Genomic DNA, 26,637 nt, shown 5'->3' with positions numbered 1-26,637 from the left:
ATTGAGGGTGCCGGCGCGCCGCTTCCGGGCGGCGTGCCGGGTCCTTGAGCTTGCTCAGATGTATTCGAAGACCTCGTCCATGTTCCCGAACAGGATCACGGTGTTGTCGTCGATGCGCACCATGCGGCCGTAGTGGGTGGAGGTGTTGACCTCGAAGATCTCGGCGGTCATCTCGCGGCCGAGATATTCGCTGATCTCGTCCATCTTGAAGATCAGCTTGCCGTCGCCGTCGATGCGGATCATGGCCGGCTGGTAGGTGACGATGACCCCCGGCTTCTTGCCCATGAACTCGGCGATGGCGCGCGCCTCGACCGAGTCGTTCATGGTGACGCCGCACTGGTGTGAAATCGTCTGCTCGAAAGTGATGTCCTTCATCGACTTGAAGATGTTGGATTGCGAGGCGTCGCGTGCTGCTACTGACATGATGTCTTCTCCCTTGTTCAGCGCTTGAGGCCGAGTTCGCCGAGGATCTGGCCAATCCGTTCCTCGGACTGGGCGCGAACGTCGGTGAACGAAATCGGCTTGGAATGCGGCATCGACCAGATCGGCTGCAGGCCGATGGCTGCCTTGTCGGCAAGCGCGCGGTGCTTCCTCACCCAGCCCTGGAAGAGCTTCCTGTTGGCCGCGCCGTGCTTCTCGTCGTTGGCGAGCAGGTAGATCAGGTCGATGGTGTTGGCGAGGTTGCGCTCGTAGTCGGCTTCGGCCGCCGAAATCACCGGCGGCGTGATGAAGTCGTGGTTGGCCGCCGCCGCCTGCATCAGGAAGCCGGAGCGGAACAGTTCGCCAACCAGCGGCTCGAAGACGATGTTGATGGCGAAGTACTGTTCCAGATAGTCGGCCGTGCCCATGATCGTCTCGATCGCCTCGCGGGTGCCCTGCCACACGCCGTCCTCGAGCCAATGCTTTTTGCCGAGCTCGTCGTCCCAACCGGTGATGTCCATGCCGATCTCGGCGAGATAGAGGGTAATGTCCTGGGCCAGCCGGAGCTTGTAGGAGGAATTGGTCAGCGTGGCATTGTTGATCATCTGCGTGTAGCCGTAGCGCTGCGCCTGCATGAGCGAAGTGCCCAGGCCGAACTCGGCATGCTTCCATGCTCCGAGATGCGCCTGCAGCAGCTTCGACCAGACCTTGTCGAAGGTCTTCGGCGCGCCGGCGCGGCGGGCATTGGTGATGACGCTCTGCACCATCGTCTCGATCTTCGACTGGCGCTGGTAGTGGGTGCGCTCCCATTCCTGATCGGGAGCCCGGAAGGCATGCCAGTTCGAGCTCTTGGCAGCCGTGTTGTCCTTGACGTAGGCGCCCTTGCCGTTCGAGAAAGAGATGATCCAGTCCTGGATCAGGTAGCGTTCGGGGTCGGGCTGCACGTCAACCGTGACATCCTCGTAGTGGGTGGCGCGCTGGCCTTTCGGCTCGAAGTACCGATATTTGCGGCTGTCCGAATCGGCGAAGATCGCGGCTCCCGCGGCTCCCGATCCGACTGAACTCGACGTTGCTACCATTGTCTTCACTCCCTTGTTGCAGTTGCTTTGGTGTCGCTGGCTCCGGCCCGTCTCAATGGGCAGGGGTGGCGCTGGACGACGTGGTGAACCGGTCGAAGAAGATGCGTTCGGTCTCGAACCCGTTCATGAACAGAACCGGCTGCAGCGCATCGATCATGGGCGGCGGACCGCAGGCGTAGACGTCGCCCTGCCCGTCGACCGCCAATTGCTTGAGCTTGGCATCGACGCTCTGGTGAACGAAGCCGCGCTCGCCGTCCCACGCCTCGCCGTTGACGTGCGAAAGCACCGGGATGAAGTTCATCTCCGGGTGGCGACCGGCGAGCTCGGCGATCCTGTCGAGGTAGAACAGGTCGCTGGGCGTCCGCGCGCCGTAGAAGAAATAGACGTCCCGCTTCTCGCCGCTCTTCAGGTGATGAGGATCGACCAGACCGGCGACATGCCGGAGCCGGCGCCGACCAGGATCAGGGGACCCTGCCGTTCTTCCCGCCGGAAGCAGGTTCCATAGGGTCCGACGACGGTGACCTCGGCTCCAACGCGGATGCCTCCGGAATCGAGCTCTCCGGAGAACTTTCCTTCGGGATATTTCTTGATGATGAAGGAAAGCTTTTGGGTTTGGTCCGGCGTATTTGCCATGGAGAACGAGCGCGTAATCGTCTCCCCTTTTTGCGTGGTGACCGTGATGTCGACATATTGCCCAGCCCAGAATTTTATCGGCGAGCCGAGTTCGATCTCGATGCCGCGGATGTCATGGGTCAGATGCTCGAATTTCGAGATCCGGCCGTTGAACGTCTTGACCGCGATCGATTTCGCCAGGACCTCCTCGTCGTAGTTGAGAAGCTCGACCTGCATGTCGGAATAGGCGATGGATCGGCACAACAGGATGTGTCCGCCGTCCTTCTCCATGTCGTTGAGGGCGAAGGTCGAGTATTTCAGCATGTCGACTTCGCCTTCGAGCAGCACGCACTTGCAGGCCGAGCATTGCCCTTCCTTGCAGCCATGCGGCAGCGCGATGCCCTGTCGGAATGCCGCGTTCAGGACCGTTTCGCCGTTTTCGACCTCGAACTCGACGCCGACCGGCTCCAGGCGCACTGTGTGAGCACCAGCCATCGATAACCTCCCAATTCCTCTCCGGCCCGTCCGCAGGACAGGAGATGCCTTCCTCTGGAATGTCGCGGGGGTCGGAACCCGGCCCCCGCGCTCGGATGGTCAGTTGAACGGCGTGATGGTGAAGCCGGCCCGATACTCGGCGAGATGCTTCTCCCGATCCGCCGCAGACATGCCGCGAAGCGCCTTGAGCGGCGAGCCGAGGATGTTGCCGCGCACGTCGTCGAGCGTCCACTGCTCGTCGGCACCGAAGCGCAGGTGCGGCTGCGGGATCAGCGTCTTGCCGTCGGAGCGGACGAAGTTGAGATCCTTGATGGCATCGGCGAGGTCCCAGCCGTCATAGAGCGTCTCCCACTCGCGTTTGCCGCTGAAGCGGCCCATCGCGGGCGTCGGACGGCCCTGATACTCATCGGCAAAGGCCTCGACGGCGGTCCAACGGTCGAGTTCGTGGGCGAAGGTGTGCAATTGCCCGTCGATCTCGTCGACCACCATGTCCTCGCGGATGAGGCAAGGCACCAGGCAGGACCAGCAGCGGTGCGGATAGACGTAGCCAACGTCGCTGTTGAACAGCAGCACCTTCTCGCCCTTGTGGCTGAGCTTGGCGTACCACTTCCAGAAGTCGCCGAACTCGGCGTACCAACCCGGATATTTGTGTTCGAACCACTCGAAGTCCTTGTCGGTCTGGGCTTCGATGCGCCAGAAATTGACCGGCCAGCCGACCGCGAAGAACTGGCCGACCTTGTGGACATAGTTCTTCTTCGTGATGCGCTCCCAGGCAGCCTGGACATCGTCATGATGGATCTTGATGCCGTATTTCTCGAGCGGCAGCATGTAGGTGCGATAGTAGTCCTCGTAGATCCAGCGGTGCCACATCTCCGCGTAGGATTCCTTCGACTTGTCGCGATTGGTGGTGCCATACTCGATGAAGGTGCCGATCGCCGCATCGACGATGGCGTGGTTCTGCCAGAACGCGTAACGCATGTCGCGTTCGAGCAGCAGATGGTTCTCGGGCTCCTTCAGCGCCGCCATCAGCAGCGAATGGCCGTTGCCGATGTGCCGGCTCTCGTCGGACTGCACCGACAGGAAGACGGTCGGCAGCGCATAGTCGCCGTTGCGCGCCGCCTCGGAGGGCATTGCGACGAAGAGCGTGTTGGTGAACGCCGTCTCGGCGACGACCGTCAGGTACATGCAAGCGGCCGTCATCGTGTCGCCGGTGATGAAGCCTTCGCCGAACTGGCGGCCGATGGTGGTTGCGTAGCATTTGCCGAAGGCTTCTTCGGTGATGTCGAAGCCCGCCGGGTCGATGTAGTTCTCCATGTACCACTTCTTCAGATTCATCTGGATAGTGGAGTGGCGGAACTCATCGACCATCTGCATGGTGAAGCCGGTCCTGAGGTCCTCGCCCGGCGCCAGTCGCGCCACCATCGCCATCGAGCGGGCGGCGGAGATTTCCGGGAAGGGAATGATGGCGAGGAAGAGCTTCATCCACTCCACCCAGCGCGGCTCCACATTGCGGAACATGTCGCCGCGAAGGGCGGCGTCGAGCGCGCCATAGACGCGGTTGTCCTTCTCCTCCTGCATCGGGAAATAGGAGCGCAGCACCTGCTTCATCGGATCGCGCGGCGCCTTCGCGATCTTGTAGTCCGTCGGAAACGTCATCGCTTCCTGGACGTAGGTCGGGTTCCAACCGAGGTCGGAAATCTTCTTCGTCGCCTCGCCTACGGAAATGCCGCGTTGCGAGGTGATCTTGTTGAGCGTCAAAGACGACATCGTCATAAGCCTCCACCAGGTTTGAGCCGCGGATTCCTTGATCCGGGCGTGAGACGGCAATCAACGCCGCCAGTGAGAGTGCGAACGGCACGACAAAGGGTTGCGCGTTCAGGCGCGACTTAGCGTCGGGCTGTTCGAGTGGATCGCGGCAAAGGTTCCGAGGTGTTGGTAGGGCTCCAGCGCCAACCGCTTTTGCGATGGGCGTACCGAAGCGGACCTGACCTGTCTCCTCCGTTCCTTCGTTCTTTTGGCACCGCGCCGAAACGCGATGGGCCTCTTATGGAAATGAACGAAGCAAGCGTCGTGCCAGTTCTGAAAAATGAGCCATACCGGCCGCTCGAAACCAATCGCAGTTCACTTGGGCGGGAAACGAATCCGCCAACTGTAACGTTATTTTACAGATGTAAATTACGCCTGTAATATTTATACTCTATTCGCAATTGCGAAATGCTTACTTAGCACACGCAGCATTTATAAAACAGATTTCATCTATTCAATTCTACCCTCTCTCTATTATTTTGAAGAGGCGGCCCATGCGGCTCAGCATTGGAGAGAGCCATGCCTAACGAAAAGGACAGCCAAGGCCTGCCATCGCCGATATCCCGACTGCCAGACGACATCGCCGACGATCTTGTCAGGCTGATGCCTCGCGATTTGGTCTTCGTCATGCGCTTCCTGGGCGAGAGCCAATTTCGCCTCCAGAGCCACTTTCAGGATTTCATCCGGGCCGAACTTGCTGCCGGCGGCGTCACCGCGGAAACCCATCCGATGATCCATCTGTTCATCGAGAACCACGCCATCCTGCTGCGCGACTTCGTGTTTTCCGGCGTTTCGCTGTCGCGCCAGTTCCGTGTCGAAGAGATAGAGCGCCTCACCGGCGACACGACATCGGTGATGCGCGTCGACATCTGGGATCAGCTCAAGAGCCACATCGAGACCGCCGAAAAGCAGTTCCGGTCGCAGGCCGGCACATTGCCCGGACTGCTGTCGACCTTCGAGAAGCCGCCCGGACCGACGCCCGGAGACGAAATGACAGGAGGACCCGATGAGCCAAATAGCCAGGCGTGACGCGCTGCTCGCGCGCCGCCTCGATCTTGTCGCCAACGTCTCCGCGCTCACCGCCGAGGCGCAGCGGCTCAACCAGAAGCTCGCCGGCGTCGAGATGGATGTGCTTCGCCTAGAGCTCGAGATCGGCAGGAACGGCACAAACCCGCAACTGGTGCGGGACTTGCATGAAGCCGAGGAGAGCGCGGCGACGCTCAGGCACGCATGCGCCGCGCACGAGGAACGCATCGCCGCCGCCGAAGGTGAGATCGACGACGTCGACCGCAGCCTGGCGGAGACCGGAAACTGACGAAGGGAGTGGCCATGAACCAGCACGCGATACAGAACCTCACCTTGTTCGACCTGCTAGCCAGAAGCTGGCGCCGCCCGTCGGCGATCGCCGATCTGCGCTTCAGCGCCGATGGCTCGTCTGTCGCCTTCACCGGCGTTGATGGCACGGTTGCCCTAGCCGCGGTCGCGGACCAGGAGCCGCCGGAATCGCGGATCAGGGTGAGCGGCGATCTCGGCCAGACGACGATTCGCCCAAGGGAAAGGCAGCCGGCGCCGCTGATAGCCACCGCCGCGCTCGGAGAGGGTGACGTCCCGATCGCAAACTACCTTGGGTCCGGTTTCCTCGTCGGAACGGCGGCCGGCGAAGTGGTGTACCTGACTTCGGACGGCAATGAGATGGAGACGCTGGTCAAGATCGACGGACCGGCCGTCGCCATCGACCATAGCCCCCGGACAGCCATGACAGCCGTCAGCAACGGGCAGGACATCTTCCTGTCGCACGGCGGAGGCGACGCGGTGAGACTGCGACAGGATGCAATACCATCCACCGATTCGCTTGCCTTTTCACCGGGCGGAAGGAGCCTTGCCTGCGGCGGGGACAACGGACTGTCGATCTGGCCGATAGACAACGACGCTGGCCCCCTATGTGAGATCTCCCTTTCAGCGCGCCCCGTATCGATCCGCTGGAGCGGCGACGGCACCTGGCTGGCCTGCGGGCTCGAAACCGGAGGCTTTGCTCTGGTCAGCATGACTGATGGCCGAGCTGAGATCGTCACGGGATTTCCAACGCCGGTCCGTACGGTGTGCTGGAGCGTGCCGGAGAACGCTCTGTTTGCATCGGGCGCCTTCCGGATCGCCGGTTGGTCGATGGCCGCGCCGCCACTTGAAGGAGAAACCTCTGGCGCGCTGGAGACTGGTCGCGCCGGGCTGGTTCCGGTCGAGACAGTGGCCGCGCATCCGCAGAAGAGACTGATTGCTGCCGGCTATGCCAACGGCCGGATCACCATCGCCCAGATCGGCGCGCGGGACGAACTCCTCGTCAGGCCATTGGGCAGCGCAGTGACCGCGCTTGCCTGGTCCGGCGACGGACGGCACCTCGCGGTGGGTGCCGTCGATGGCACCGCCGGAATCATCACCTTTCCCGCCCAGATGTTCAAACACTAGAGCCAGGCCGCATGACACAGGAGGAAAACATGCAGACCGAACCCACCGCCGAGGACAAGAGCAAGGACGAATTCTTCGAACGGCTCGCCAATCTGTCGGAGGAAATGGTGGCCAAGCACGGCAAGGATTTCAGCATGGGCGCACTGGTGCTCGCAGCCCGGTGGATCGCGGAGAATCGGGTTGGTCAATTGAAGACCAACTAGACCAACGAGGCAGTCAGCTCCTTGTGCCATGAGGCGATTCTGTGACCTTTGTATCGAGACGACCAACCGACCGAGGCGAACGGGGAAGAGATCGACCGGCGAGATCCCTGGCGGACGCTGCGCGGTTCTAAGCGTCGTCGGCAACACCGACAATCTGGAGCCCGCCGCGCTCTACCTCTATCGCGACTGGCTTCCGGCCAGCGGCGAGGAAGCACACAACTTCCCGATCTATTGCCAGCGGCTGAGCTCTCCCCGGAAGGTCCCCGAAGCATGAGGGCTGTTACGGAACGGTTTCTGCCGCCGAATGGCTTAAGGAAGTCGCTCGGTGTTTATCTGGCGGAGGCCGAGGCCTTGACCGGATAGCTTATGGACGTACTGAGGCACGACGATATCGATCATGCCGAACTCTATTCGCGAGAGGCATCGCAGGTTCGCCTGGCCGTCCAGGGGACGGATCGAGTCGTACGCCTCGTCACGCGCAAGCCGCTGCTTGGCGAACCTATTGGCGAACCTCGTGGCGAACCACCCTATAAAGCATTGATAAATAACGACAATGGTGGGCTCGGAGGATGTGCTCGAGTTGTTGATTTCATTGATTATTTCGTGGGCTTCAATCAGAAATCTTCCCGCATCATTTCGTATGGTTCTGCGACCTGCCGCGCAGTCGAATTTCGCTACGATATGCTTCCTTAACGCCAATTTCGGATTCCAGGCATCCGAACAAGGGCTCGCTCTCGCCGTTTCTTAGGCTAAGATTGTTCCAACTGGCGGGAGGTCCGTTCCTTGCGAGAAGAGCAACGCAGGCTTGCGGCGATCTTGGCTGCCGACGTGGCAGGTTACTCGCGGCTGATGGCGGCCGACGAGTCGGGAACGCTGGGACGGCTGCGGCGGCTCCGAGCTGAGGTGTTCGAGCCCAAAATCGCCCGGTTCCACGGACGCATCGTCGGCTCGGCCGGGGACAGCCTGCTTATCGAGTTTGGGAGCGCGGTTAACGCCGTGCAGTGTGCGATCGAGCTGCAGCGCGAGCTGGACGGCGAGAACGCCGGGCTCCCCGAAAACCGGCGTATGGCGTTCCGTATGGGCGTAAACCTCGGCGACGTGATCGTCGAAGACGACACGATATACGGAGACGGGGTGAACATCGCGGCACGGCTTGAAAAGCTCGCGGAGCCTGGCGGCGTTTGCATCGGGCGCGCCATTTACGATCAAGTAAAAGGCAAACTCGAATACGTCTATACGGATATCGGCGAGCAACGGGTTCACAACATTGCGGAGCCGGTACGCGCTTACCGTGTCATGTCCATTGAGCAATCCCTCCCCAGCTCGTCCGTGCCGTCGGCCAAGGATGCGCTTCCGTTCCGCAACCGACCATCGATCGCCGTGCTGCCTTTCACCAACATGAGCGGCGACCCAGAGCAGGAATACTTCTCTGACGGCATCACCGAGGACATCATTACGGACCTCAGCAAGGTCGGGGCGCTGGCAGTCACCGCGCGCAACACGACCTTTGCCCTCAAAGGCAAGTCGATGGACGTCAGCGAAGCGGCGCGGCAATTGCGCGTTTCGCATGTGCTGGAAGGCAGCGTACGCAAGGCGGGTAGTCGCGTTCGCATCACCGCGCAGCTGATCGACGGGATGAGTGGGCATCATGTGTGGGCCGAGCGCTACGACCGTGATCTCAACGACATATTTGCGCTCCAAGACGAGATCGCGCGGGCCATCGTCGATGCCCTGAAGATCCGGCTGATGCCGGCCGAGTATGCTGCCATCGGCAAGCGCACGACCGAGAACGTCGAAGCCTATCAATATTACCTCATGGGACGGCAGCATTTCTTGCGCCTGGGCCGTCGCAATCACCTTTCCGCCCGACGCCTCTACCAGCGGGCGCTCGAGATCGATCCCGAATACGCGCTGGCGCGGGCCGGGCTGGCGCTAGCTGAAGGCATGTTGCTGAGATCCGGAGATCCCAGCGCAAACCTTGTCACCTTGAGCGCCGAGGCGCAGCGCGCGCTGGCCTTGGACTCGACGCTGGCGGAAGCTCACGTGGCCCACGCGATGTCGCATTTCCAGAAGGAGCAAATCGAGCTCGCAGGCGCCGCCTGCCAGCGAGCAATCGCGCTCGATCCCGATCTCTACGAGGCGCACAGGACCTTGGGCGACGTGCTGCGCATGGAGCGCAAGTTTGCCGAGGCCGCGGCCGCCTATGAGAAGGCGGCGGAGGTTGATCGCAACAGCTATGGTGCGATGTGCATGCTCTGGGATTGCCGCAAGACGCTGGGCGACGAGGAGGAAGCCCACAGGCTTTCAGGGGAGTTGCTTACCCGCATCGAGAAAGCCATGCAGCTCTATCCGGACGATGGGGCAGCCTATGCCTATGGTTGTTACATCCTCCACAATCTCGGCCTGGACGAACGCGCCCTCCAGTGGGCCGAGCGCGCGATCACCATCGACCCGGAGGACTATAACAGCCACTACAATGTCGCGTGTTTCCTGGCGGCGATCGGCGCCGTCGAAAAGGCGATCGATACGCTGGAGCACTGCGTGCCGCAGCTTGGATTGCAGCAAGTGCACTGGATGGCGCAGGACGTGGATATGAATCCTCTGCGCGATCATCCGCGCTATCGGGCGCTGATCGAGCGCCTGGAGGTCAGATTGTTGAAGGCAGAAGGCCAATCAGGAACCGAAGGACGGCCTTCCGGAGCTTAGAGCCATTTCCCGCTCGGGACTTTCCGTCCCGCCTGAAAGCCCCGCTTCAACCGAGCCTAACCTGTCACGGATCAGCAAGGCTTTTCCGAGAAGTGCGCCTCGCTCTCAAATATGAGTAGTGAGTTTAGCGCAGCACTAAACCACGATAATCTTGAGAAAAATCGGATATTAGGGCACAATTTGTGAACGGAAGTGGACAGCTATCTCAAGTCCGGCCCTGTCGCGCCGAGTGACAGTTCGCGTCGGAGGAGCGGCGTCGATGGATCAGGGGTTCTTTCTTCTGTTCGCTGCGGCGTCCGTGGTCGCGGCCCTGACCTTGGTCCTGGCGCGGAATCCTGTTCACAGCGCGTTGGCGCTGATGGCGTGTTTCCTGCAGGTATCGGCGATCTTCGTCTTGCTCGAGGCGCCGTTACTCGCGGTTATCCAGATTTTCGTCTATGTCGGCGCGATCATGGTCCTGTTCCTATTCGTGATCATGATGATTGATGTACGCGAAGCGGTGTTGCAGCGGTTCTTGCCGGGTAGCAACCTGCCTGTTCTGGTGCTGCTGGTCCTGCTTGGGGTCGAGATGCTTGTACTGGTGCTCAGGAGCGACCGCTTTTCGGTCGCGGAGCCCGTCGCAATGCGCACCGGCGGTGAGGTCAGGCAACTCAGCACGACGCTTTTCGCCGACTATCTCCTGCCGTTTGAAGTCGCCTCCGTCATCCTGCTGGCGGCCCTGATCGGCGCCATCGTGCTGGCGCGGAAGGAGCCGCGGTGATGGTGCCGCTCTGGTGGTATATCGTGCTCGGAGTGGTCCTGTTCGTGATCGGTGCGGCGGGCGTGCTGCTCAGACGCAATATCCTGGTCGTGCTGATGTCGCTGGAACTGCTGCTCAACTCGGTCAACATCAACTTCATAGCTTTTGGGCACTACTACGACGACTACCGCGGGCAGATTTTTGCAATCTTCGTCATAGCAATCACTGCGGCGGAAGTTGCCGTTGCCCTCGGCATCTTGGTCGCCCTGGCGAGGAACAAGTCCACCCTCAAGGTCGACGAAGTGACCATGATGAAAGGATAGCCGGTGATATCGATCCGGCCGCTGCTTGCCGTTGCCGTCCCAGTTCTGGCGGCCCTGGCAGTCCTCCTTCTGAACAAACGCGAGAAACTTCGCGATGCCGTCTCGCCGTTGGCCGCGATCGCCATGTTCGCAATTGTCGCCTCGATGGCGCCCACGGTGCTGGCGGGCGGGACAGTCGATTTGCGCCTGTTCGAGATTCTGCCGGGGATCGACTTCGCTTTCCGTGTCGATGCGCTCGGCATGGTCTTTGCCACCGTATCGTCGCTGTTGTGGATCGTGGCGTCGATCTATTCCATCGGCTACATGCGGCACTTGAATGAGCATGCGCAGACCCGGTTCTTCGCCTGCTTCGCCGCCAGCCTCGCGGCCGCCGCCGGGGGCGCCTTTGCCGCCAATCTGTTCACGTTGGTGATCTTCTACGAGGCGCTGAGCCTCGTTACCTATCCGCTTGTCTACCACCATGAGGACGAGGAGGGATGGGCGGGCAGCCGCAAATACCTCGTCTATTTGATGGGAGCGTCGAAAAGCGTGCTTCTGGCCGCGCTGGCGTTGACTTACAGCATTGCGGGGTCACTCGACTTTGTGCCGGGGGGGCTGCTGGCGGGGGTCGACGCGTCGGCGCCGCTGCTGACCGTCGTCTATTTCTGCTATCTCTTCGGCTTCGCCAAGGCCGCGGTGATGCCGATGCACGCCTGGCTGCCGGCTGCGATGGTGGCGCCGACGCCGGTTAGTGCGCTCTTGCATGCGGTGGCCGTCGTCAAGATGGGTGTGTTCTGCGTGCTGCGCGTGGTGTTCCATGTCTTCGGCGCAGGGCTGGTGGGCGGGCTGGGGCTCGGCATCGCCACGGCCTATGTGGTCTCGTTCACGATCCTGATGGCGTCCATCTACGCCCTGACGCGGGACGACCTGAAGGCGCGGCTCGCCTATTCGACGGTCAGCCAGCTCTCCTACATCGTGCTGGGCGCGGTTCTGCTGTCGCCCGTCGCGATGGTCGGCGGGATCATCCACATCGCGGCGCATGCATTCTCGAAGATCACGCTCTTTTTCTGCGCCGGCTCGATCTATTGCGCGTCCGGCAAGCGCAACATCAGCGACATGGCCGGCATCGGCCGCAGGCTGCCCTGGACAATGGGAGCGTTCTTCGTCGGCTCGCTCAGCATGATCGGGGTGCCACCGGCTGCGGGCTTCATCAGCAAGTGGTATCTGGCGCTCGGCTCGGTGGAGGCCGGGGAGACCCCGTTCCTTATCGTGCTCCTGATAAGTTCGGTCTTGAACGCCGCCTATTTCCTCCCGGTCAGCTATGCCGCCTTCTTCGGGACGGAGGCGCAGGAGAGCCCGGCGACCGTTCGTGAAATTCCGATGTTGACGATCCCGCTGGTCGCGACCGCCATCCTGTCGGTGGCGATGGGCATCTTCCCGGACTATTTCCTCGCCCTGGCGGAAAGAGTCGTCAGATGATCAAGCGTGTCGTCGATTTCTTTGGCGATGAGAGACATGCGAGAAAGCGTCGCCGGCTATTCTATCTGGTGCTCGGCCTGATCGTTATCGCCGACGTTCTGGTCTTCCGCGAACACGCTGAATACCTGTGGGAGCGGCTGCCTGGCTGGTCTGCCCTCTACGGCTTCGGCTCCTGCGTGCTTCTAATCTTCGTGTCCAAGTTTCTTGGCCATCAATGCGGGCTGATGCGACGCGAGGGCTATTATGACTGACTTCGTCCATCCCGGCCTGCTGTTCATTCTCGGCGCTCTTCCGATCCCCTTCCTGAAAGGGCCTGTCCGCAAGGCCTATGTGCTGCTGATCCCAACGCTGGCGATCCTGGCCGTGCTGACGATGCATCCTGGCGGCTACGGCGCGGCGCGGTTCATTGGGCAGGAAATCATGATGGCGAAGGTCGACAAGCTAAGCATCCTCTTCGCCACCGTTTTCAGCATCATGGCATTGATCGGCATGGTCTATGCCTTGCATCTGACGCACGCAGGACAGCATGTCGCGGCGTTCGTCTACGTCGGCAGCGCGCTCGGAGTGGTGTTCGCCGGCGACTACCTGACCCTGTTCCTGTTCTGGGAGGGTATGACGTTTGCCTCTGCCTACCTGGTCTTTGCCCAGCGCAGCGATCAGGCACTCCGCGCAGGGTTCCGCTACCTCATGGTCCATATCACCGGCAGCGTTGCCCTGCTCGGCGGCATCATTCTCCATGGGTTCGCCACCGGTTCGCTGCTCTTCGGCCCGATCGAGGGCGGGCTGGGCTTCGCCACCGGCCTGATCCTTGCCGGGTTCCTGCTCAACGCCGCGGTGCCGCCACTCAACGCCTGGCTGACCGACGCCTACCCGGAAGCGACCGTCACCGGGGCCGTGTTCATGAGCGCCTTCACCACGAAGACCGCCGTCTATGTGCTGGCGCGGGCGTTTCCGGGGACCGATCTTCTTGTCTGGCTCGGCACAGTGATGGCGCTTTACGGCGTTATCTACGCGGTGCTGGAGAACGATTGTCGGCGGCTCCTGGCCTATCACATCGTCAGCCAGGTGGGCTACATGGTGGCGGGCATCGGCATCGGGACCGAGATGGCGGTGAACGGCGCCGTCAGCCATGCCTTCGCGCATATCCTCTACAAGGCGCTCCTCTTCATGGGCGCGGGGGCGGTGATCCACGTCACCGGGCGGCGCAAGCTCACCGAACTCGGAGGGCTCTACAAAACCCTGCCGGTAACCCTTGCGCTCTACATGGTTGGCGCCTTTGCGATCTCGGCATTCCCGTTCTTATCAGGCTTCGTCACCAAGTCGATGGTGGTGGCTGCCGCCGGACAGGATCATCGCGCGCTGGTGGTGCTGGCGCTGACAATGGCGTCATCGGGGACGTTCCTGCACACCGGGCTCAAGCTCCCGTACTACATGTTCTTCGGCACGGACCAAGGGCTGGAAGCGCGAGAACCGCCGCGCAACATGCTGGTTGCGATGGGCATGGCAGCCGTGCTCTGCATTGCGATCGGAGTGTTCCCCCAGACGCTCTACGCGCTTCTGCCCTACCCGGTCGACTTCGAACCCTACACCGGCGTCCATGTCACAGAGAGCCTTGGCGTGCTGATGTTCACCGCCTTGGGCTTCGTCATCTTCCTCAGGGCGCTCGACCCCGAGAATACGATCAGCATCGATACCGACTGGTTCTACCGCATGGGCGCGCGGCGCTTCATGTGGCTCGCCGAAAAACCATTGGCGCGCTACGAGAAGGCGGTGAGTGACGTGTCCGAGACCGCGGCGCTGCCCTTTCTGCACGGGATGGCACGGGCAGGACTGCGGATCGATCTGCACGGCGTGGACGCCTTCGTGAACGCCGTCGCTCGCACGATCCTGGCCGGCGGCGGAGCGTTGCGGCGGCTCCAGACCGGCGTCGTGACCCACTACGCGCTGGCTATGATCGCCGGTGTGATCGCGGCCATCGCCGTATTCGCTGTGGCGTGGCAGTAGGGGGCGCCATGGCGGTCCCTCTGCTTAGCCTCATCGTCTTCACGCCAGCCGTCGGGGCGGCGGCGCTGATGTTTATCCGCAACGACGATGCGGTGCGATGGATAGCACTGGCTGTCACTATCCTCGACTTCGCGCTTTGCATCGCCATGCTGGGCGGCTTCGACACCTCTACCCACGAGATGCAATTCACCGAGACGCACCCGTGGGTGCCCGCGCTGGGGATCACTTACACACTTGGCGTCGACGGAATCAGCGCACTCTTCGTGTTCCTGACCGCGCTTTTGGGCTGGATCTGCGTGCTCGCCTCGTGGGTCGCGATCGACCGCAAGGTGAAGGAGTTCATGGTCAGCCTGCTGGCCATGCAGGCGCTGATGCTGGGTGTGTTCTGCGCGCTGGACCTGTTCCTGTTCTACGTCTTCTGGGAGGCGATGCTGATTCCGATGTATGTGATCATCGGCGTCTGGGGTGGCGACGGCCGGGTCTATGCAGCGTTCAAGTTCTTCCTCTACACGCTGGCGGGCAGCCTGATGTTCCTGATCGGCGTCATCGTGCTCTATCTCCACGGTGGCGAGACCTTCGATATCCGCACCCTGATGGCGCATGATTTGCCGTTCCAGGTCCAGTCATGGCTGTTCTTCGCCTTTCTGATCGCCTTCGCGGTCAAGGTGCCGATGGTCCCGGTCCATACCTGGCTGCCGGATGCCCATGTGCAGGCGCCGACGGCCGGCAGCATCATCCTCGCCGCCGTGCTCCTGAAGATGGGTGCCTACGGGTTCCTGCGGTTCTCGCTGCCAATGCTGCCCGAGGCGACGGTGCACTATTCGACGCTGATGCTGGTCCTTTCGGCGGTTGCCATCGTCTATGGCGGGTTGCTCGCCTTGGCGCAGGACGACCTGAAGAAGCTGGTGGCCTATTCCAGCATCAGCCACATGGGCTTGGTGACGCTGGGGATTTTCACTCTCAACCTGCGTGGGCTCGAGGGCGGCATCCTGCAGATGTTCAATCATGGCGTGACGACCGGCGCGTTGTTCCTGTCCGTGGGCCTTATCTACGAGCGGACCCATACCCGCAGCATCGCGGATTATGGCGGGCTGATGAAGGCGGCGCCGGTCTATACAGCGTTTCTTGCACTGTTTGCCCTGTCGTCGATGGCGCTGCCGGGAACGAATTCGTTCGTGGGCGAGTTGCTGGTGCTGTCGGGCGCGTTCGCAGCCAACCTGGCTGTCGGTGCCGCTGCCGTTCTGGGCGCCTTGCTGGGAGCGGCCTATCTGCTTGGCATGTATAGGAAAGTCGCGCTTGGACCGGCCAGCATCGGCATGCGGTTCAAGATCCGCGACGTGAACGCCCGCGAAATGGCGGCGATCCTGCCGCTAGCCGTCTTCGTTCTTTGGATCGGGCTCTATCCGAAGCCCTTTCTCGAAATCATCGACGCCTCGGTGAAGCATCTACTGGCGCAGGTGCAGGGTAAGGGGGGCGCCCAATGACCGCCGCCGCGCTTTTCCAGTCGATTCTGGCGAGCCTGCCAGAGATCGTCGTGGTTACCGGGGCCTGTATCCTGCTGATCCTGGGGCAGTTGGTGCGGAAGGGGCAGCAACATTTCCTTGTCTGGGCTTCAGTCGCGGTCGTGCTGATTGCCGCCTTGGGGACGCTCATGCTGGCGGGCGAGGTGCGGCCGGCCTACTCGGGCATGTTCGTCGCCGACCGCTTCGCGGTCTTCTTCAAGGTCGTGTTCTACCTGGTCACAGTTCTGACATTCCTTCTTTCGCGAAAATATGCCGAGATCGAAGGGATCGGGAGCAGTGAATACTTTGTACTGCTGCTCCTGGCGCTCTCGGGAATGATGATCATGGCCTCAGCGACCGACCTCCTGTCGATCTATGTAGGTCTCGAACTGACGGTGCTCTGCACCTATGTGCTGACCGGCTTCCTGCGGCAGCAGCAGCGGTCGAACGAAGCGGCGCTGAAATACGTGATCCTCGGCGGGGTCTCGACCGGGATTTTCCTTTACGGCGTTTCGCTGATCTACGGGCTCACCGGCACGACGCAGTTGGACAGGATGGCTGCGGCGGTGACCGGTGATCCGCTCGATCCCGGATTGCTCCTGGCTGTGGTCTTTATCGTCGCGGGGCTGGTATTCAAGGTCGGCGCGGTGCCGTTCCACATGTGGGTGCCGGACGTCTATGAAGGCGCGCCGACGACGATCACCGCCTTCATGTCGGTTGGGCCCAAGGCAGCGGGGTTCGCTGTGATCCTGCGGGTGTTCCTCAACCCACTGGTCGCGGCCTCGAACGTCTGGATCATCGTTGCGGTCATTGCAGCAGTGACGATGGCGCTCGGTAGTTTCGTGGCGCTGGTGCAGGACAATTTCAAGCGCCTCTTGGCCTATTCCAGCATCGCCCACGCCGGGTTCGCCATGTTCGGCGTGGCGGCCGGCGGTGCGGACGGGGTCGCCAGCGTGATGCTCTATTTGCTGATCTATGCGTTCATGAATCTCGGCATCTTCGGCATCGTCATCATGATGCGGAACGGCGATTTCTCGGGCGAGGTCATCGAGAACTATGCTGGCTTTGCCAAGTCGCATCGCGGGCTGGCGCTTCTGATGCTGCTTTATCTGTTCTCGTTGGCCGGCATTCCGCCGACAGCCGGGTTCTTCGCCAAGTTCTACGTGCTGGTCGCGCTCGTCGAGCGGGGTTTCGTCATGCTGGCGGTGATCGCAGTGCTGCTGAGCGCCGTTGCCGCCTACTTCTACATCCGCATCGTGATGGTGATCTACATGCGCGAGCCGGAGGGCGCGTTCGATCCGGCGCTGACGCCCGCGCTCCGCGCCACACTCGCCTTCACCGCTGCCGGCACCATCGGCATCGGCCTGTTTCCGGCGTGGTTTCTGAAGCTTGCTCAACATGCCGCAATTGGCGGCTGATCGATTGGATTTGCAATGATCTGGCCGACGGAATACTCTTGCCGTGCAAGAAAGGAATGCCCAAGTTGCTTCCAAGGGCGCCCGCATCACCGGTCCCAAAGGGGTCGGTAGCGGCCTGAGCAAAGCCCTCGGCAGGTGACCGGGGCTACGCGACGTGACCGGAATGGAGTTCCTGCCGGTTCTTTTCATGGTCGCCGGAATTGTCCTGGTGGCGATGGTTACGCTTTTTGTTTCCTCGCTACTGCGCCCGTCCAATCCTTATCCCGCGAAGAACATGCCATATGAGTGCGGCATGGACCCGGCGGGCGAAGCTGCCGGAGGCCGCTTCAGGGTGCAGTTCTTCATCCTCGCGATCCTGTTTGTCGTCTTCGATGTCGAGACGATGTTCCTCTTTCCCTGGGCCGTTGTCCTGAAAGAGATCGGGCCGGTCGGCTATGTCGAGATGTTCGTCTTCATTTTGCTGCTTCTCGTGGGCTTCGCCTACGCCTGGCTGAAGGGGGCGCTGGAATGGGAGGCGTAAACAACGCGATCCGCGACAGCGTGCTGTTCACCACGGCCGACAGCCTGATCAGCTGGAGCCGAAGATCGGCGCTGTGGCCCGAAACCTTCGGCATCGCCTGCTGCGCCATCGAGATGATCTCGGCGGGGTGTGCCCGTTACGATCTCGACCGCTTCGGCGTGGTGTTCCGGCCTTCGCCGCGGCAGTCCGACGTAATGATCATCGCCGGCACCATAACGCGGAAATTCGCGCCCGTGGTGCGCCGGCTCTACGACCAGATGCCGGAGCCGCGCTGGGTCATCGCCATGGGCACCTGTGCCATCTCGGGCGGGGTCTACAACACCTACGCCGTGGTGCAAGGGGCGGAGACCTTCGTGCCGGTGGACGTGCATGTGCCGGGCTGCCCACCTCGGCCCGAGGCGCTGATGCACGGCTTCCTTCTGCTTCAGGAGAAGATCAAGAAATCCAGGGCGCTGGCCGGGACACCCCTGGATCGGGTTGCGGTGCCATGAGCGCGGAGACGTCCCTCATCCGCGCCCTGATCGCGGAACGTTTCGGGGAGGCAATCGAGGAGCTCGGCTTCTCGCATGGGGTTCACGCTTTCGCCGCTTCGCCTGACAGGATCGTCGAGCTTTGCCGGTTCCTAAAGGAACACCCGGCGCTGCGGTTCGATTTCCTGTCCGACATCTGTGGGGTCGATCACTACCCCGAGATGCCGCGCTACGAGGCGGTGTACCACCTCTGTTCGCTGCCGAACAAATGGCGCGTGCGGATCAAGTGCCGCCTCGGCGATCCGCCGCGGGTCCCGTCGGTGACGGGGGTCTGGCGCACCGCCAATTGGCATGAGCGCGAGACCTGGGACATGTACGGGATCAGGTTCGAGGGCCACCCCGACCTGCGCCGGATCTATATGTGGGAAGGGTTCGAGGGCTTCCCGCAGCGCAAGGACTTTCCGCTGCGGGGCTACAAGGACAAGCTGAACCCGTTTGGCGCCGAAGGCCCGCCGCCGACGCAGCCCGACCTTGCCACCGAGGACATTCCACAGGGAGGCCGTTCCACACCGGGGACTTGAGATGACCGAAGTCACGGAACTGAGCTGGCCGGAAGCCGATGCGCCCCACACCAAGGAGGTGCTTCTCAACCTCGGCCCGCAGCATCCCAGCACGCATGGGGTGCTGCGGCTCGTCCTCGAGCTGGACGGCGAATATGTCGCACGCGTGGACCCGCATATCGGCTACCTCCACCGCGGCACCGAGAAACTGGCCGAGAGCTTCACCTACACCCAGATCTTCCCGCTGACCGACCGGCTCGACTACCTCTGCCCGCCCTCGAACAACCTAGCCTTCGCACTGGCGGTGGAGAAGCTCCTGGGCATCGAAGCGCCGATCCGCGCGCAATATATCCGCGTGCTGATGGCCGAACTGGCGCGGATCTCCGGTCATCTTCTGATCACCGGCGCACTCCCGCTGGACCTGGGCGCGATGACCGCGCTCCTTTACGCCATGCGCGAGCGCGAAATGATCATGGACCTGTTGGAGATGATCAGCGGGGCGCGGATGCACACCTCCTTCTGCCGGGTCGGCGGTGTGCGTGAGGATCTGCCCGACGGATTCTTCCCCAAGATCCGGGAGTTCTGCGACATCTTCCCGAACCGGATCCGCGACTATGAACGGCTGGTCGATAACAACCGGGTGTTCCTGAAGCGCACGCAGGGGATCGGCGTGATCTCTGCCGCGGACGGCATCGATCTGGGCCTGAGCGGCCCGAACCTGCGCGCCTCGGGCGTCGACTGGGACATCCGCCGCGACGAGCCCTATGAGATCTATGACCGGCTAGCTTTCAACGTTATTACCCGCGATGAAGGCGATTGCTACGCGCGCTGGCGATGCCGCGTCGAGGAAATGCGCGAGAGCGTCCGGATCATCGAGCAATGTCTCGACCAGATGCCCGACGGGCCGTTCCAGATCGACATGCCGACAATCGCCTTCCCGGTGGACAAGGATCGGGTGCACTGCTCGATGGAGGCGCTGATCCAGCATTTCGACCTGTCGGCCTATGGCTTCAAGGTGCCGAAGGGCGAGGTCTACTCGGCGATCGAGGCGCCAAAGGGCGAGCTCGGCTTCTACATCATCAGCGACGGGTCGCCAAAACCGTTCCGCATGAAGGTCCGGGCACCCTCGTTCGTCAACCTTCAGGCGCTCTTCGGGGTCACCAACGCGCGCTACCTGGCGGACATGATCGCAGTGCTCGGCAGCCTCGACCCCGTGATGGCGGAGGTGGACAAGTAGCAGGGATTTGGGCGCGATGACCATGCGCGAAAAGATCGAAGAGGCGGCGGCGCGATATCCCGATCAGCGCTCGGCGATCATGCCCGCGCTTCTGATCGCACAGAGGGAACATGGCCATCTGCCCGGACTGGTGTTGGAAGAGGTCGCCGACATCCTCGGCGTCGAGCGCATCTGGGTCTACGAACTGGCGACCTTCTACACCCTCTTCCATACCGAGCCGGTCGGCATTTTCCACCTGCAGCTCTGCGACAATGTCTCCTGCATGCTGCGCCGATCCGATGAGCTGCTGAGGCACCTGGAGGAGGTGCTCGGCATCAAGAAGGGCGACACGACCCCGGACGGGCTGTTCACGCTTTCGACCGTCGAATGCCTCGGCGCTTGCGAGATGGCCCCGGTGATGCAGGTTGGCGACGACTATCACGGCGACCTCGACATCACGCGGATCGATGCGCTCCTGGACAGGCTGCGCGCGACGGTACGGCAGGCGACTGGCGCCGATCTTGCCGCCGCAGGACCGCCGGGAGAATAGCGCCATGTTCGAACCGGTCCTTCTCAGGAACGTTGACGTGGCGGACGGCCATCTGCTCGCGACCTATGAGGCCGGCGGCGGCTACCGGGCGCTGGCCAAGGCGCTGCGGGAGCACACGCCCGACGAGATTATCGACCTCGTCAAGACATCCAACCTGCGCGGGCGCGGCGGAGCCGGATTCCCTACGGGCATGAAATGGAGCTTCGTGCCCAAGCGCGCCGGCAAGCCGAAATACCTGTGCTGCAACGCCGATGAGGGCGAGCCGGGCACCTTCAAGGACCGGATCATCATGGAGCGTGACCCGCACCAACTGATCGAAGGCATGGCGATCAGCGCCTACGCGATAGGAGCGGAAACCGCCTATGTCTACATCCGCGGGGAATACACGCTGGCGATCTGCCGGCTGGAGCAGGCGATCGCCGAGGCCTATGCGAAGGGTTATCTGGGAACACGGATCCTGGGCTCGGATTTCAACTTCGTCGTGCACATCCATTGCGGCGCCGGCGCCTATATCTGCGGCGAGGAGACCGCGATGCTCGACTCGCTCGAAGGCAAGCGGGCGCAGCCGCGTCTGAAACCGCCGTTTCCGGCGGTCGAAGGGCTCTACGCCAGCCCGACCGTGATCAACAATGTCGAGACACTGGCCTGCGTACCGCATATCGTGGTGCGAGGGGCCGACTGGTTCCGCGGCATCGGCCCGGACAAGAGCCCCGGCCCGAAGCTCTATTGCCTCAGCGGACAGGTGCGGAAACCGGGCCTTTACGAGCTGCCGATGGGGATACCGCTGCGCGAACTGGTCTGTGACTATGCCGGCGGGCCGCTGCCGGGGCGCACGCTCAAGGCAGTGATCCCAGGCGGAGTCTCGGCGCCGCTGATCCCGGAGCGCGGGCTGGACGTGGGGATGGACTTCGACTCGCTGGCCGCCGCCGGCTCGATGCTCGGCTCGGCCGGGGTGATCGTGATCGACGACTCGACCTGCATCGTCAAAGTCGCCACGCGGATCATCGAGTTCTTCCACCACGAATCCTGCGGCAAGTGCACCCCCTGCCGCGAAGGGCTGAACTGGGTCGTGAAAGTGCTGCGCCGGGTCGAGGCGGGCCAGGGCGCGCCGGGCGATCTGGAACAGCTGGAGGCGCTCTGCAAAGGCATTTTCGGCAACACGTTCTGCGCTCTGGGCGACGGCGCGGCGATGGGCCTGCGGGCAGCACTGGCGCATTTCGAGCATGAATTCGTCGCGCACATCGAAGAGCGGAGGTGCCCGTTTCACTGATGAGGACGCTGTAAGGGAACGGCGAGGAAGCCAATGGTTCGCGTCACAATCGATGAACGAACGCTGGAAGTGGAGCCGGGCTCCACGGTGCTCCAGGCCGCCGAGCGTTTGGGCATCAACATCCCGACTTTCTGCTATCTGAAGCGGCTGCCGGCGCTGGCCTCCTGCCGCATGTGCCTGGTGGAGATTGAGGGGCAGCGACGGCTGCAGCCTTCTTGCGCCACTGCGGTCACCGACGGCATGGTGGTGCGGACGAACACGCAGCTGATCGACGAAACGCGCTCTTCCATGCTCGACATGCTGCTTGCCAACCACCCTCTCGACTGCCCGATCTGCGACAAGGGTGGCGAGTGCGAGTTGCAAGACATGGTGATGGCATACGGGCCCCGTACAAGCCGGTTCCGCGATGCCAAGCGTGTGTTCCACTCCGAGGACATCCGTCTCAGCCCGGTCATCATCATGAACGTCAACCGCTGCATCCAGTGCCAGCGCTGTGTCCGGATGTGCGAAGAAGTCGTCGGCGCGGTCGCCTTGGGCACCGTTGAAAAAGGCATGGACACTGCCGTCACTGGCTTCGAGGGCAGTCTTGCGAGTTGCGATCAATGCGGCAATTGCGTCGAGGTCTGCCCGGTCGGCGCGCTGATGAGCTTCCCCTATCGCTACAAGGCGCGGCCCTGGGATCTGGTCGAGACCGACACGGTCTGCCCGCATTGCGGCACCGGCTGCCAACTGACCGTCGGCACACGCAAGGGCGAGTTCATGCGGGTCCGCTCGAAGGTGGAGCATGGCATAAACCGCGAAACGCTCTGCGTGCGCGGGCGCTTCGGCCTCGACTTCGTCCGGAGTCAGGATCGGATCAAGCGGCCGATGATCCGTCGTGACGGGGTCCTGGTCCCAGTTTCCTGGGACGAAGCGGGGGACTACTTCCGCCGGCGGCTGTCGGTCGTTGCCAGCAAGGCTGCGGGCGGGCTAGCCTCGCCGCGCCTGCCCAACGAGGTGCTTTATCAGTTCCAGAAGCTGATGCGGACAGCATTCCGGACCAACAATATCGACTGCTCCTCGCGCTGGTCCACGCCCTTTGATACGCTCGGCCCATTGGTGGCCGCCTTCTACACCCGCGCACCGCTGGAGGAGGTGATCGGCAACGACTGTGTGCTCGTCGTCGGTGGCAACGTGACGGACGAAAACCCAGTCACCGAATATTTGCTGCGGGACTGTGCACGGCGGCGACGGACCAGGTTGCTCATGCTCTCGGCGCGGCCATCCCGTCTGGACGCCGATGCGCGGGCGGTCGTTCGCGTGCCGCCGGGCGGCGAGGCTCAGGGCCTTGCCGCGGTGGTGACCGGACTGGGGGCGGCTGGTCAGGCATTGCCGGGCGACGTTTTTGCTGACATCGGCGCAACAACCGGCCGGCCGGCAGCGGTCACCGGCGGTGACGGTCCGGACCGCCTCGCCGCAGCGTTGCTGGAAGGCCGGACCATCACCGTGCTTGTCAGCGCTGACCTCTTGAGATCGCCCCTGGCGCGCGCGACGTTGCAGCAACTCAACAACCTTTTGCAGGTTGTGCGCGCGCTCGGTAAGAGCCTGGCGATGCAGTTCCTCTTCGACCGTGCCAACCAACTGGGCGCCTGGGACATGGGCGTTCTGCCGACGGCGCTGCCGGGGCTGCGCGGGCTCGCCGATGATGCGGCGCGCACAACTCTCGAACGGGCCTGGGGCGCCGAAATCCCGTCTGAACCGGGCGTGGATTTCGACGCCATGCTGGAACTCTGCGACAGGAAGCGAATGGGCGCGCTCTATATCGCCGGAAGCGATCCAGTGATGTCCTATCCCGACCGGGGATTCGTGCAGCGGGCGCTTGGTGCCGCCGATCTCCTGATCGTGCAGGACGCGTTCCTCACGGATACGGCGGGCCTGGCGGATGTCGTGCTGCCCGCGGCAAGCTATGGCGAGGAATCCGGCACGTTCACCAACAACGAAGGCCGGGCCCAAAAGGTCTGCAAATTCCGCGAACCCGCGCTCGAGGCGCGGGACAATCTGTCGATTTTCGACTTCGTTGCAGCGCTTCGCGGGCAGGCGTTGCGGCCGTCGATCCAAGGCGAAATCTTCGGCGAGATTGCCCGGCTGGTTCCGGCCTACCAGGGGTTGACGCAGGATGGGCTTGGCGCCGACGGAGCCTTCACGAAGGCGGCCCTTGCGCCACCCGTTGGCGAGTTCTTCGCCCTCCCGCCTGCCCCCATTGCAGCCGACCGGCTCATGCTGGTCACCGGCAACTGCCTGTTCCACAACGGATATCTTTCCGAGCGCTCGGAGATCCTGAATACGGTCGCGGATGACCCATATGTCGAGATGAGCGCGCGGGATGCAGTGCAGCTTGGCCTTGCGGATGGCGATCAGGTGGTCGTGCGATCGGCCCAAGGCGAACTGACGGCGAAGCTCAAGGTCAACAAGCGTTTTCCCAGGGGCCTCGTGTTCGTTCCCGAGAACTACAAATCCTTGCGTCTCAACAGCCTGATGCGGCGGGGCGAATACCCATGTCCGGTGGAAGTTCAAATGGCGCACGCGGCCTTCGAGATCGCCACTGTCGCCGGGGTCGAGGCGCGGCCTGAGAATCTGGGCTGAGGCACCACGGACTTCTCCGTGGCAGCCTGCCCTGACCCTGCACCCTTCAGCCGACGTCGTCAGTGATAACCGGTCCCCGCGATGTAATCGTACAGCACCTGCTCGTTGTTCTGCAATTCGTCGAGCCGGTGCTTGACCACGTCGCCGATGCTCACCACGCCGACAGTAGCGTCGCCATCCATGACCAGCACATGGCGCGTACGCCGGTTGGTCATTGTCGCCATCACCGAGGGCAGCAAATCCTGAGCCGAACAGGTCGCCACACTGCGGTTCATGATGTCGGCGACCCGCATCATGGGCGCCTTGGTTCCGTGTTCAGCCACCGCATTGCAGCAGTCGCGCTCCGACAGCGTGCCCAGGCATTGCCCGGGGAAACGGCTGACGACCACGAAGCCGATGTTGTTCTCCCTAAACAGCCGTAGCACTTCCACCATCGTCTGACCTGGAGTGACTGTGACGACCTCGGGAGCCTTGGTCCTCAAGATTTGGCAGACCAGCATATGAGCCTCCTGTCTGCGCGCTCCGGCTTGCCAGCTGGCGCGCCTTCACGTTCGTCGGATATTCCGCCACCAGTTGTACCCCCGTGGCTCGCTCGTCTCGACCAGCACGTCCTGCTCGGTGTTCAGGCGTGCAGCGACCACGCCGCCGCCGGTCGTTGCTTTGCCCGGCTTGCCGAGCAGATCGTCACGCCCGATCACCAGGTCACGCGAGGAAAAACTCGAGAATTCGTACTGTTGGCCAAGCGCGATCGCGTCCGCCGGACAGGCGTCCTCGCACAGCCCGCAGAACAGGCACCGGGCCATGTCGATCTCGAATTTTGCCGGGTGTCGGTTGCCCTTCTCGTCCTCATAAGGGATGACCTCGATGCAGTCGCAGGGACAGATCCGCGCGCAGAGTTCGCAGGCTACGCATTTGATCTCGCCCTCGTCGTCGCGCTTTAGGAAGTGATGCCCGCGGTAACGCGAATAGGGCAACCATTTTTCCTTGTCCGGATACTGCATGGTCACGGGTCTGGAGAACATGTAGCCGAAGGTCAGCGCCAAGGCGTTCGCCAGATCGGCGAAGAACGCCCAGCCGATCCATATTCCAGTTCTGTCCAGTGCGCGCGACATCGTCGCCTCGTTGCAGCCCCTAAAGGAAAGCAACACCGGTTATGATTATGTTCGCCATCGACAGAGGAAGCAAGACTTTCCACCCGATCGCCATCAGTTGGTCGTAGCGATAGCGCGGGAAAGTGAAGCGGAACCAGATAAACACATAGACGAAGCACGCGACCTTGAGCGCGAACCAGAGGAGCGGTGGCAACGGGACCAGCACGCCGTTCCAGCCGCCGAAGAACAGGATCACCGCCAGGACCGACGTCAGAAGCATGACGGCGTATTCACTGACCATGAAGAACGCAAAGCGGATACCGCTGTATTCGGTATGGAACCCGGCCCCAAGATCGCCTTCCGCTTCCGCCAGGTCGAAGGGAATGCGCTGAGATTCAGCCAGCCCGGCGACGAAGAATACGAAGAACCCGACCGGTTGGTAGACGATGTTCCAGACATTGGCTTGCGCCCGCACGATGTCGAGCAGGCTCATGGATTGCGCCAGCATGACCACGCCGATGACCGCGAACCCCATCGGGATCTCGTAGCTGATCATCTGCGCGCAGGTCCTGAGGCTGCCCAGGACAGCGTATTTGCTGTTCGCCGCCCAGCCGCCGAAGATGACGCCATAGACCTCGATCCCGATCACCGCGAAGACAAAAAGCAGCGCCACGTTCATGTTGGAGACGTAGAGGGTGATCTCGGTGCCGAGGACCGATACGGATTCGCCGAAAGGGACCGCGACGAACACCACGAAGGGCGGGGCGAGCGCTAGGATTGGCGCCAGTTTGAACAGGAAGCGGTCGGCCTCGGCCGGGATGTGGTCCTCTTTGGTCAAGAGCTTGACCCCGTCCGCCACCGGCTGCAGCAGCCCATGCCATCCCACACGCATCGGCCCCATCCTCTGCTGGATGTGCCCCGCGATCTTGCGTTCCAGCCACGTCAGCGGCAAGGGCAGCAGCAGCAGGATCGCAATCAGCAACGCGACCTTGAAGACGATCAGCCCAAGAGCAACGACGAGTTCCATGATCCGAGGCCACTCGTTCGACGGGACGAGACCCGCGACCCGATCAGCACTGCACGCTGGTCAGGCTGCGCGGGAGTGGCAATTGC

25 protein-coding genes and 3 pseudogenes are annotated in these 26,637 nt (G+C 62.4%); 21 read left to right on the top strand and 7 right to left on the bottom strand.

The genetic code is table 11. From position 1 onward, the window contains the following. Positions 1 to 54: 54 nt before the first annotated feature. The 4 genes and pseudogenes from DH10_RS05500 to DH10_RS05485 all read right to left on the bottom strand — a co-directional run bounded on the left by DH10_RS05500 (position 55) and on the right by DH10_RS05485 (position 4,379). On the bottom strand, positions 55 to 423 hold the full coding sequence (locus tag DH10_RS05500; protein ID WP_192246971.1) for an MmoB/DmpM family protein: 369 nt from the start codon (positions 421 to 423) through the stop codon (positions 55 to 57). Between the two features lie 17 nt (positions 424 to 440). Continuing rightward, positions 441 to 1,499, bottom strand: a complete 1,059-nt coding sequence (locus DH10_RS05495; RefSeq protein WP_192384393.1) for an aromatic/alkene monooxygenase hydroxylase subunit beta — start codon at positions 1,497 to 1,499, stop codon at positions 441 to 443. A gap of 52 nt (positions 1,500 to 1,551) precedes the next feature. Further along, a pseudogene (locus DH10_RS05490) lies at positions 1,552 to 2,606 on the bottom strand (2Fe-2S iron-sulfur cluster-binding protein). 99 nt (positions 2,607 to 2,705) lie between these two features. Further along, on the bottom strand, positions 2,706 to 4,379 hold the full coding sequence (locus DH10_RS05485) for an aromatic/alkene/methane monooxygenase hydroxylase/oxygenase subunit alpha (protein ID WP_210325069.1): 1,674 nt from the start codon (positions 4,377 to 4,379) through the stop codon (positions 2,706 to 2,708). Between the two features lie 552 nt (positions 4,380 to 4,931). Here DH10_RS05485 and DH10_RS05480 point away from each other — a divergent pair. The 21 genes and pseudogenes from DH10_RS05480 (at position 4,932) to nuoG (ending at position 24,433) form a co-directional block, all read left to right on the top strand. Beyond that, complete coding sequence (locus DH10_RS05480; RefSeq protein WP_192384391.1) at positions 4,932 to 5,441, top strand: hypothetical protein; 510 nt, start codon at positions 4,932 to 4,934, stop codon at positions 5,439 to 5,441. Next, entirely contained in the window at positions 5,419 to 5,727 is a 309-nt protein-coding gene (locus tag DH10_RS05475; protein ID WP_192246960.1) for a MotA/TolQ/ExbB proton channel family protein, read from the top strand. The genes DH10_RS05480 and DH10_RS05475 overlap by 23 nt, the downstream gene beginning before the upstream one ends. Before the next feature lie 14 nt (positions 5,728 to 5,741). After that, entirely contained in the window at positions 5,742 to 6,872 is a 1,131-nt protein-coding gene (locus DH10_RS05470) for a WD40 repeat domain-containing protein (RefSeq protein ID WP_192384390.1), read from the top strand. Positions 6,873 to 6,901: 29 nt separating this feature from the next. Then, positions 6,902 to 7,075 carry a hypothetical protein gene (locus DH10_RS05465; protein ID WP_192384388.1) on the top strand — a complete coding sequence of 58 codons (174 nt, stop codon included), beginning with the start codon at positions 6,902 to 6,904 and terminating at the stop codon, positions 7,073 to 7,075. Between the two features lie 60 nt (positions 7,076 to 7,135). Next, a pseudogene (locus DH10_RS05460) lies at positions 7,136 to 7,375 on the top strand (AraC family transcriptional regulator); the annotation flags it as partial. 3 nt (positions 7,376 to 7,378) lie between these two features. Further along, positions 7,379 to 7,546 (top strand): annotated as a pseudogene (locus tag DH10_RS36675) (tyrosine-type recombinase/integrase); the annotation flags it as partial. 312 nt (positions 7,547 to 7,858) lie between these two features. Continuing rightward, positions 7,859 to 9,781 carry an adenylate/guanylate cyclase domain-containing protein gene (locus DH10_RS05450; protein ID WP_192384386.1) on the top strand — a complete coding sequence of 641 codons (1,923 nt, stop codon included), beginning with the start codon at positions 7,859 to 7,861 and terminating at the stop codon, positions 9,779 to 9,781. A gap of 259 nt (positions 9,782 to 10,040) precedes the next feature. Beyond that, the gene (locus tag DH10_RS05445; protein ID WP_192246952.1) at positions 10,041 to 10,541 is read left to right on the top strand and encodes an NADH-quinone oxidoreductase subunit J; all 501 of its coding nucleotides are present in this window, start codon (positions 10,041 to 10,043) and stop codon (positions 10,539 to 10,541) included. Further along, the gene (gene nuoK / locus DH10_RS05440) at positions 10,541 to 10,843 is read left to right on the top strand and encodes an NADH-quinone oxidoreductase subunit NuoK (protein ID WP_192246950.1); all 303 of its coding nucleotides are present in this window, start codon (positions 10,541 to 10,543) and stop codon (positions 10,841 to 10,843) included. Before DH10_RS05445 ends, nuoK begins: the two co-directional genes overlap by 1 nt. Before the next feature lie 3 nt (positions 10,844 to 10,846). Next, positions 10,847 to 12,301 (top strand): monovalent cation/H+ antiporter subunit D family protein, encoded by a 1,455-nt coding sequence (locus DH10_RS05435; RefSeq protein WP_192246948.1) that lies wholly within the window; start codon positions 10,847 to 10,849, stop codon positions 12,299 to 12,301. Further along, positions 12,298 to 12,552, top strand: coding sequence for a hypothetical protein (locus tag DH10_RS05430; RefSeq protein WP_192246946.1), 255 nt, complete (start codon positions 12,298 to 12,300; stop codon positions 12,550 to 12,552). The genes DH10_RS05435 and DH10_RS05430 overlap by 4 nt, the downstream gene beginning before the upstream one ends. Beyond that, positions 12,545 to 14,305 (top strand): Na(+)/H(+) antiporter subunit D, encoded by a 1,761-nt coding sequence (locus DH10_RS05425; protein WP_192246944.1) that lies wholly within the window; start codon positions 12,545 to 12,547, stop codon positions 14,303 to 14,305. The genes DH10_RS05430 and DH10_RS05425 overlap by 8 nt, the downstream gene beginning before the upstream one ends. Before the next feature lie 8 nt (positions 14,306 to 14,313). Then, positions 14,314 to 15,789, top strand: coding sequence for an NADH-quinone oxidoreductase subunit M (locus DH10_RS05420; protein ID WP_192246942.1), 1,476 nt, complete (start codon positions 14,314 to 14,316; stop codon positions 15,787 to 15,789). Further along, complete coding sequence (locus tag DH10_RS05415; protein ID WP_192246940.1) at positions 15,786 to 17,225, top strand: NADH-quinone oxidoreductase subunit N; 1,440 nt, start codon at positions 15,786 to 15,788, stop codon at positions 17,223 to 17,225. The genes DH10_RS05420 and DH10_RS05415 overlap by 4 nt, the downstream gene beginning before the upstream one ends. A 154-nt stretch (positions 17,226 to 17,379) precedes the next feature. Further along, a complete protein-coding gene (locus DH10_RS05410; protein WP_192246938.1) occupies positions 17,380 to 17,745 on the top strand; it encodes an NADH-quinone oxidoreductase subunit A in 366 nt (121 codons plus the stop codon). Continuing rightward, positions 17,733 to 18,236: a NuoB/complex I 20 kDa subunit family protein gene (locus DH10_RS05405; RefSeq protein ID WP_111547966.1), complete on the top strand. Its 504-nt coding sequence runs from the start codon at positions 17,733 to 17,735 to the stop codon at positions 18,234 to 18,236. Before DH10_RS05410 ends, DH10_RS05405 begins: the two co-directional genes overlap by 13 nt. Continuing rightward, positions 18,233 to 18,796 (top strand): NADH-quinone oxidoreductase subunit C, encoded by a 564-nt coding sequence (locus DH10_RS05400; protein ID WP_192384384.1) that lies wholly within the window; start codon positions 18,233 to 18,235, stop codon positions 18,794 to 18,796. The genes DH10_RS05405 and DH10_RS05400 overlap by 4 nt, the downstream gene beginning before the upstream one ends. 1 nt (position 18,797) lies before the next feature. Next, a complete protein-coding gene (nuoD, locus tag DH10_RS05395) occupies positions 18,798 to 20,012 on the top strand; it encodes an NADH dehydrogenase (quinone) subunit D (protein ID WP_192247011.1) in 1,215 nt (404 codons plus the stop codon). A gap of 16 nt (positions 20,013 to 20,028) precedes the next feature. Continuing rightward, positions 20,029 to 20,541, top strand: a complete 513-nt coding sequence (gene nuoE / locus DH10_RS05390) for an NADH-quinone oxidoreductase subunit NuoE (protein WP_192246934.1) — start codon at positions 20,029 to 20,031, stop codon at positions 20,539 to 20,541. A gap of 4 nt (positions 20,542 to 20,545) precedes the next feature. Next, positions 20,546 to 21,811, top strand: a complete 1,266-nt coding sequence (gene nuoF / locus DH10_RS05385; RefSeq protein WP_192246932.1) for an NADH-quinone oxidoreductase subunit NuoF — start codon at positions 20,546 to 20,548, stop codon at positions 21,809 to 21,811. 33 nt (positions 21,812 to 21,844) lie between these two features. Continuing rightward, complete coding sequence (gene nuoG / locus DH10_RS05380; RefSeq protein WP_192384382.1) at positions 21,845 to 24,433, top strand: NADH-quinone oxidoreductase subunit NuoG; 2,589 nt, start codon at positions 21,845 to 21,847, stop codon at positions 24,431 to 24,433. A 59-nt stretch (positions 24,434 to 24,492) separates the two neighbouring features. On the opposite strand, the gene DH10_RS05375 is transcribed toward nuoG, so the two are convergent. From DH10_RS05375 to nuoH, 3 genes are read right to left on the bottom strand one after another with little or no spacing between them, the layout of a single operon-like run. Further along, positions 24,493 to 24,933 (bottom strand): CBS domain-containing protein, encoded by a 441-nt coding sequence (locus DH10_RS05375; protein WP_192246928.1) that lies wholly within the window; start codon positions 24,931 to 24,933, stop codon positions 24,493 to 24,495. Positions 24,934 to 24,978: 45 nt separating this feature from the next. Beyond that, positions 24,979 to 25,545, bottom strand: a complete 567-nt coding sequence (locus DH10_RS05370; RefSeq protein ID WP_192246926.1) for an NADH-quinone oxidoreductase subunit I — start codon at positions 25,543 to 25,545, stop codon at positions 24,979 to 24,981. 19 nt (positions 25,546 to 25,564) lie between these two features. Further along, positions 25,565 to 26,551 carry an NADH-quinone oxidoreductase subunit NuoH gene (nuoH, locus tag DH10_RS05365; RefSeq protein WP_192247009.1) on the bottom strand — a complete coding sequence of 329 codons (987 nt, stop codon included), beginning with the start codon at positions 26,549 to 26,551 and terminating at the stop codon, positions 25,565 to 25,567. Positions 26,552 to 26,637: the final 86 nt, after the last annotated feature.

It is taken from the genome of Mesorhizobium silamurunense (genome assembly GCF_014843825.1).
Lineage (GTDB): Bacteria > Pseudomonadota > Alphaproteobacteria > Rhizobiales > Rhizobiaceae > Mesorhizobium > Mesorhizobium silamurunense.
Note: the sequence above shows the minus strand (reverse complement) of the source record. Positions and strands in the feature narration are given on the sequence as shown.

Excerpts from the sequence above, each read along its gene's own strand:
- DH10_RS05500 (WP_192246971.1), bottom strand. The coding sequence starts at position 423 with ATGTCAGTAGCAGCACGCGACGCCTCGCAATCCAACATCTTCAAGTCG.
- DH10_RS05495 (WP_192384393.1), bottom strand. The coding sequence starts at position 1,499 with ATGGTAGCAACGTCGAGTTCAGTCGGATCGGGAGCCGCGGGAGCCGCG.
- DH10_RS05485 (WP_210325069.1), bottom strand. The coding sequence starts at position 4,379 with ATGACGATGTCGTCTTTGACGCTCAACAAGATCACCTCGCAACGCGGC.
- DH10_RS05480 (WP_192384391.1), top strand. The coding sequence starts at position 4,932 with ATGCCTAACGAAAAGGACAGCCAAGGCCTGCCATCGCCGATATCCCGA.
- DH10_RS05475 (WP_192246960.1), top strand. The coding sequence starts at position 5,419 with ATGAGCCAAATAGCCAGGCGTGACGCGCTGCTCGCGCGCCGCCTCGAT.
- DH10_RS05470 (WP_192384390.1), top strand. The coding sequence starts at position 5,742 with ATGAACCAGCACGCGATACAGAACCTCACCTTGTTCGACCTGCTAGCC.
- DH10_RS05465 (WP_192384388.1), top strand. The coding sequence starts at position 6,902 with ATGCAGACCGAACCCACCGCCGAGGACAAGAGCAAGGACGAATTCTTC.
- DH10_RS05445 (WP_192246952.1), top strand. The coding sequence starts at position 10,041 with ATGGATCAGGGGTTCTTTCTTCTGTTCGCTGCGGCGTCCGTGGTCGCG.
- nuoK (WP_192246950.1), top strand. The coding sequence starts at position 10,541 with ATGGTGCCGCTCTGGTGGTATATCGTGCTCGGAGTGGTCCTGTTCGTG.
- DH10_RS05430 (WP_192246946.1), top strand. The coding sequence starts at position 12,298 with ATGATCAAGCGTGTCGTCGATTTCTTTGGCGATGAGAGACATGCGAGA.
- DH10_RS05425 (WP_192246944.1), top strand. The coding sequence starts at position 12,545 with ATGACTGACTTCGTCCATCCCGGCCTGCTGTTCATTCTCGGCGCTCTT.
- DH10_RS05420 (WP_192246942.1), top strand. The coding sequence starts at position 14,314 with ATGGCGGTCCCTCTGCTTAGCCTCATCGTCTTCACGCCAGCCGTCGGG.
- DH10_RS05415 (WP_192246940.1), top strand. The coding sequence starts at position 15,786 with ATGACCGCCGCCGCGCTTTTCCAGTCGATTCTGGCGAGCCTGCCAGAG.
- DH10_RS05405 (WP_111547966.1), top strand. The coding sequence starts at position 17,733 with ATGGGAGGCGTAAACAACGCGATCCGCGACAGCGTGCTGTTCACCACG.
- DH10_RS05400 (WP_192384384.1), top strand. The coding sequence starts at position 18,233 with ATGAGCGCGGAGACGTCCCTCATCCGCGCCCTGATCGCGGAACGTTTC.
- nuoD (WP_192247011.1), top strand. The coding sequence starts at position 18,798 with ATGACCGAAGTCACGGAACTGAGCTGGCCGGAAGCCGATGCGCCCCAC.
- nuoE (WP_192246934.1), top strand. The coding sequence starts at position 20,029 with ATGACCATGCGCGAAAAGATCGAAGAGGCGGCGGCGCGATATCCCGAT.
- nuoF (WP_192246932.1), top strand. The coding sequence starts at position 20,546 with ATGTTCGAACCGGTCCTTCTCAGGAACGTTGACGTGGCGGACGGCCAT.
- nuoG (WP_192384382.1), top strand. The coding sequence starts at position 21,845 with ATGGTTCGCGTCACAATCGATGAACGAACGCTGGAAGTGGAGCCGGGC.
- DH10_RS05375 (WP_192246928.1), bottom strand. The coding sequence starts at position 24,933 with ATGCTGGTCTGCCAAATCTTGAGGACCAAGGCTCCCGAGGTCGTCACA.
- DH10_RS05370 (WP_192246926.1), bottom strand. The coding sequence starts at position 25,545 with ATGTCGCGCGCACTGGACAGAACTGGAATATGGATCGGCTGGGCGTTC.
- nuoH (WP_192247009.1), bottom strand. The coding sequence starts at position 26,551 with ATGGAACTCGTCGTTGCTCTTGGGCTGATCGTCTTCAAGGTCGCGTTG.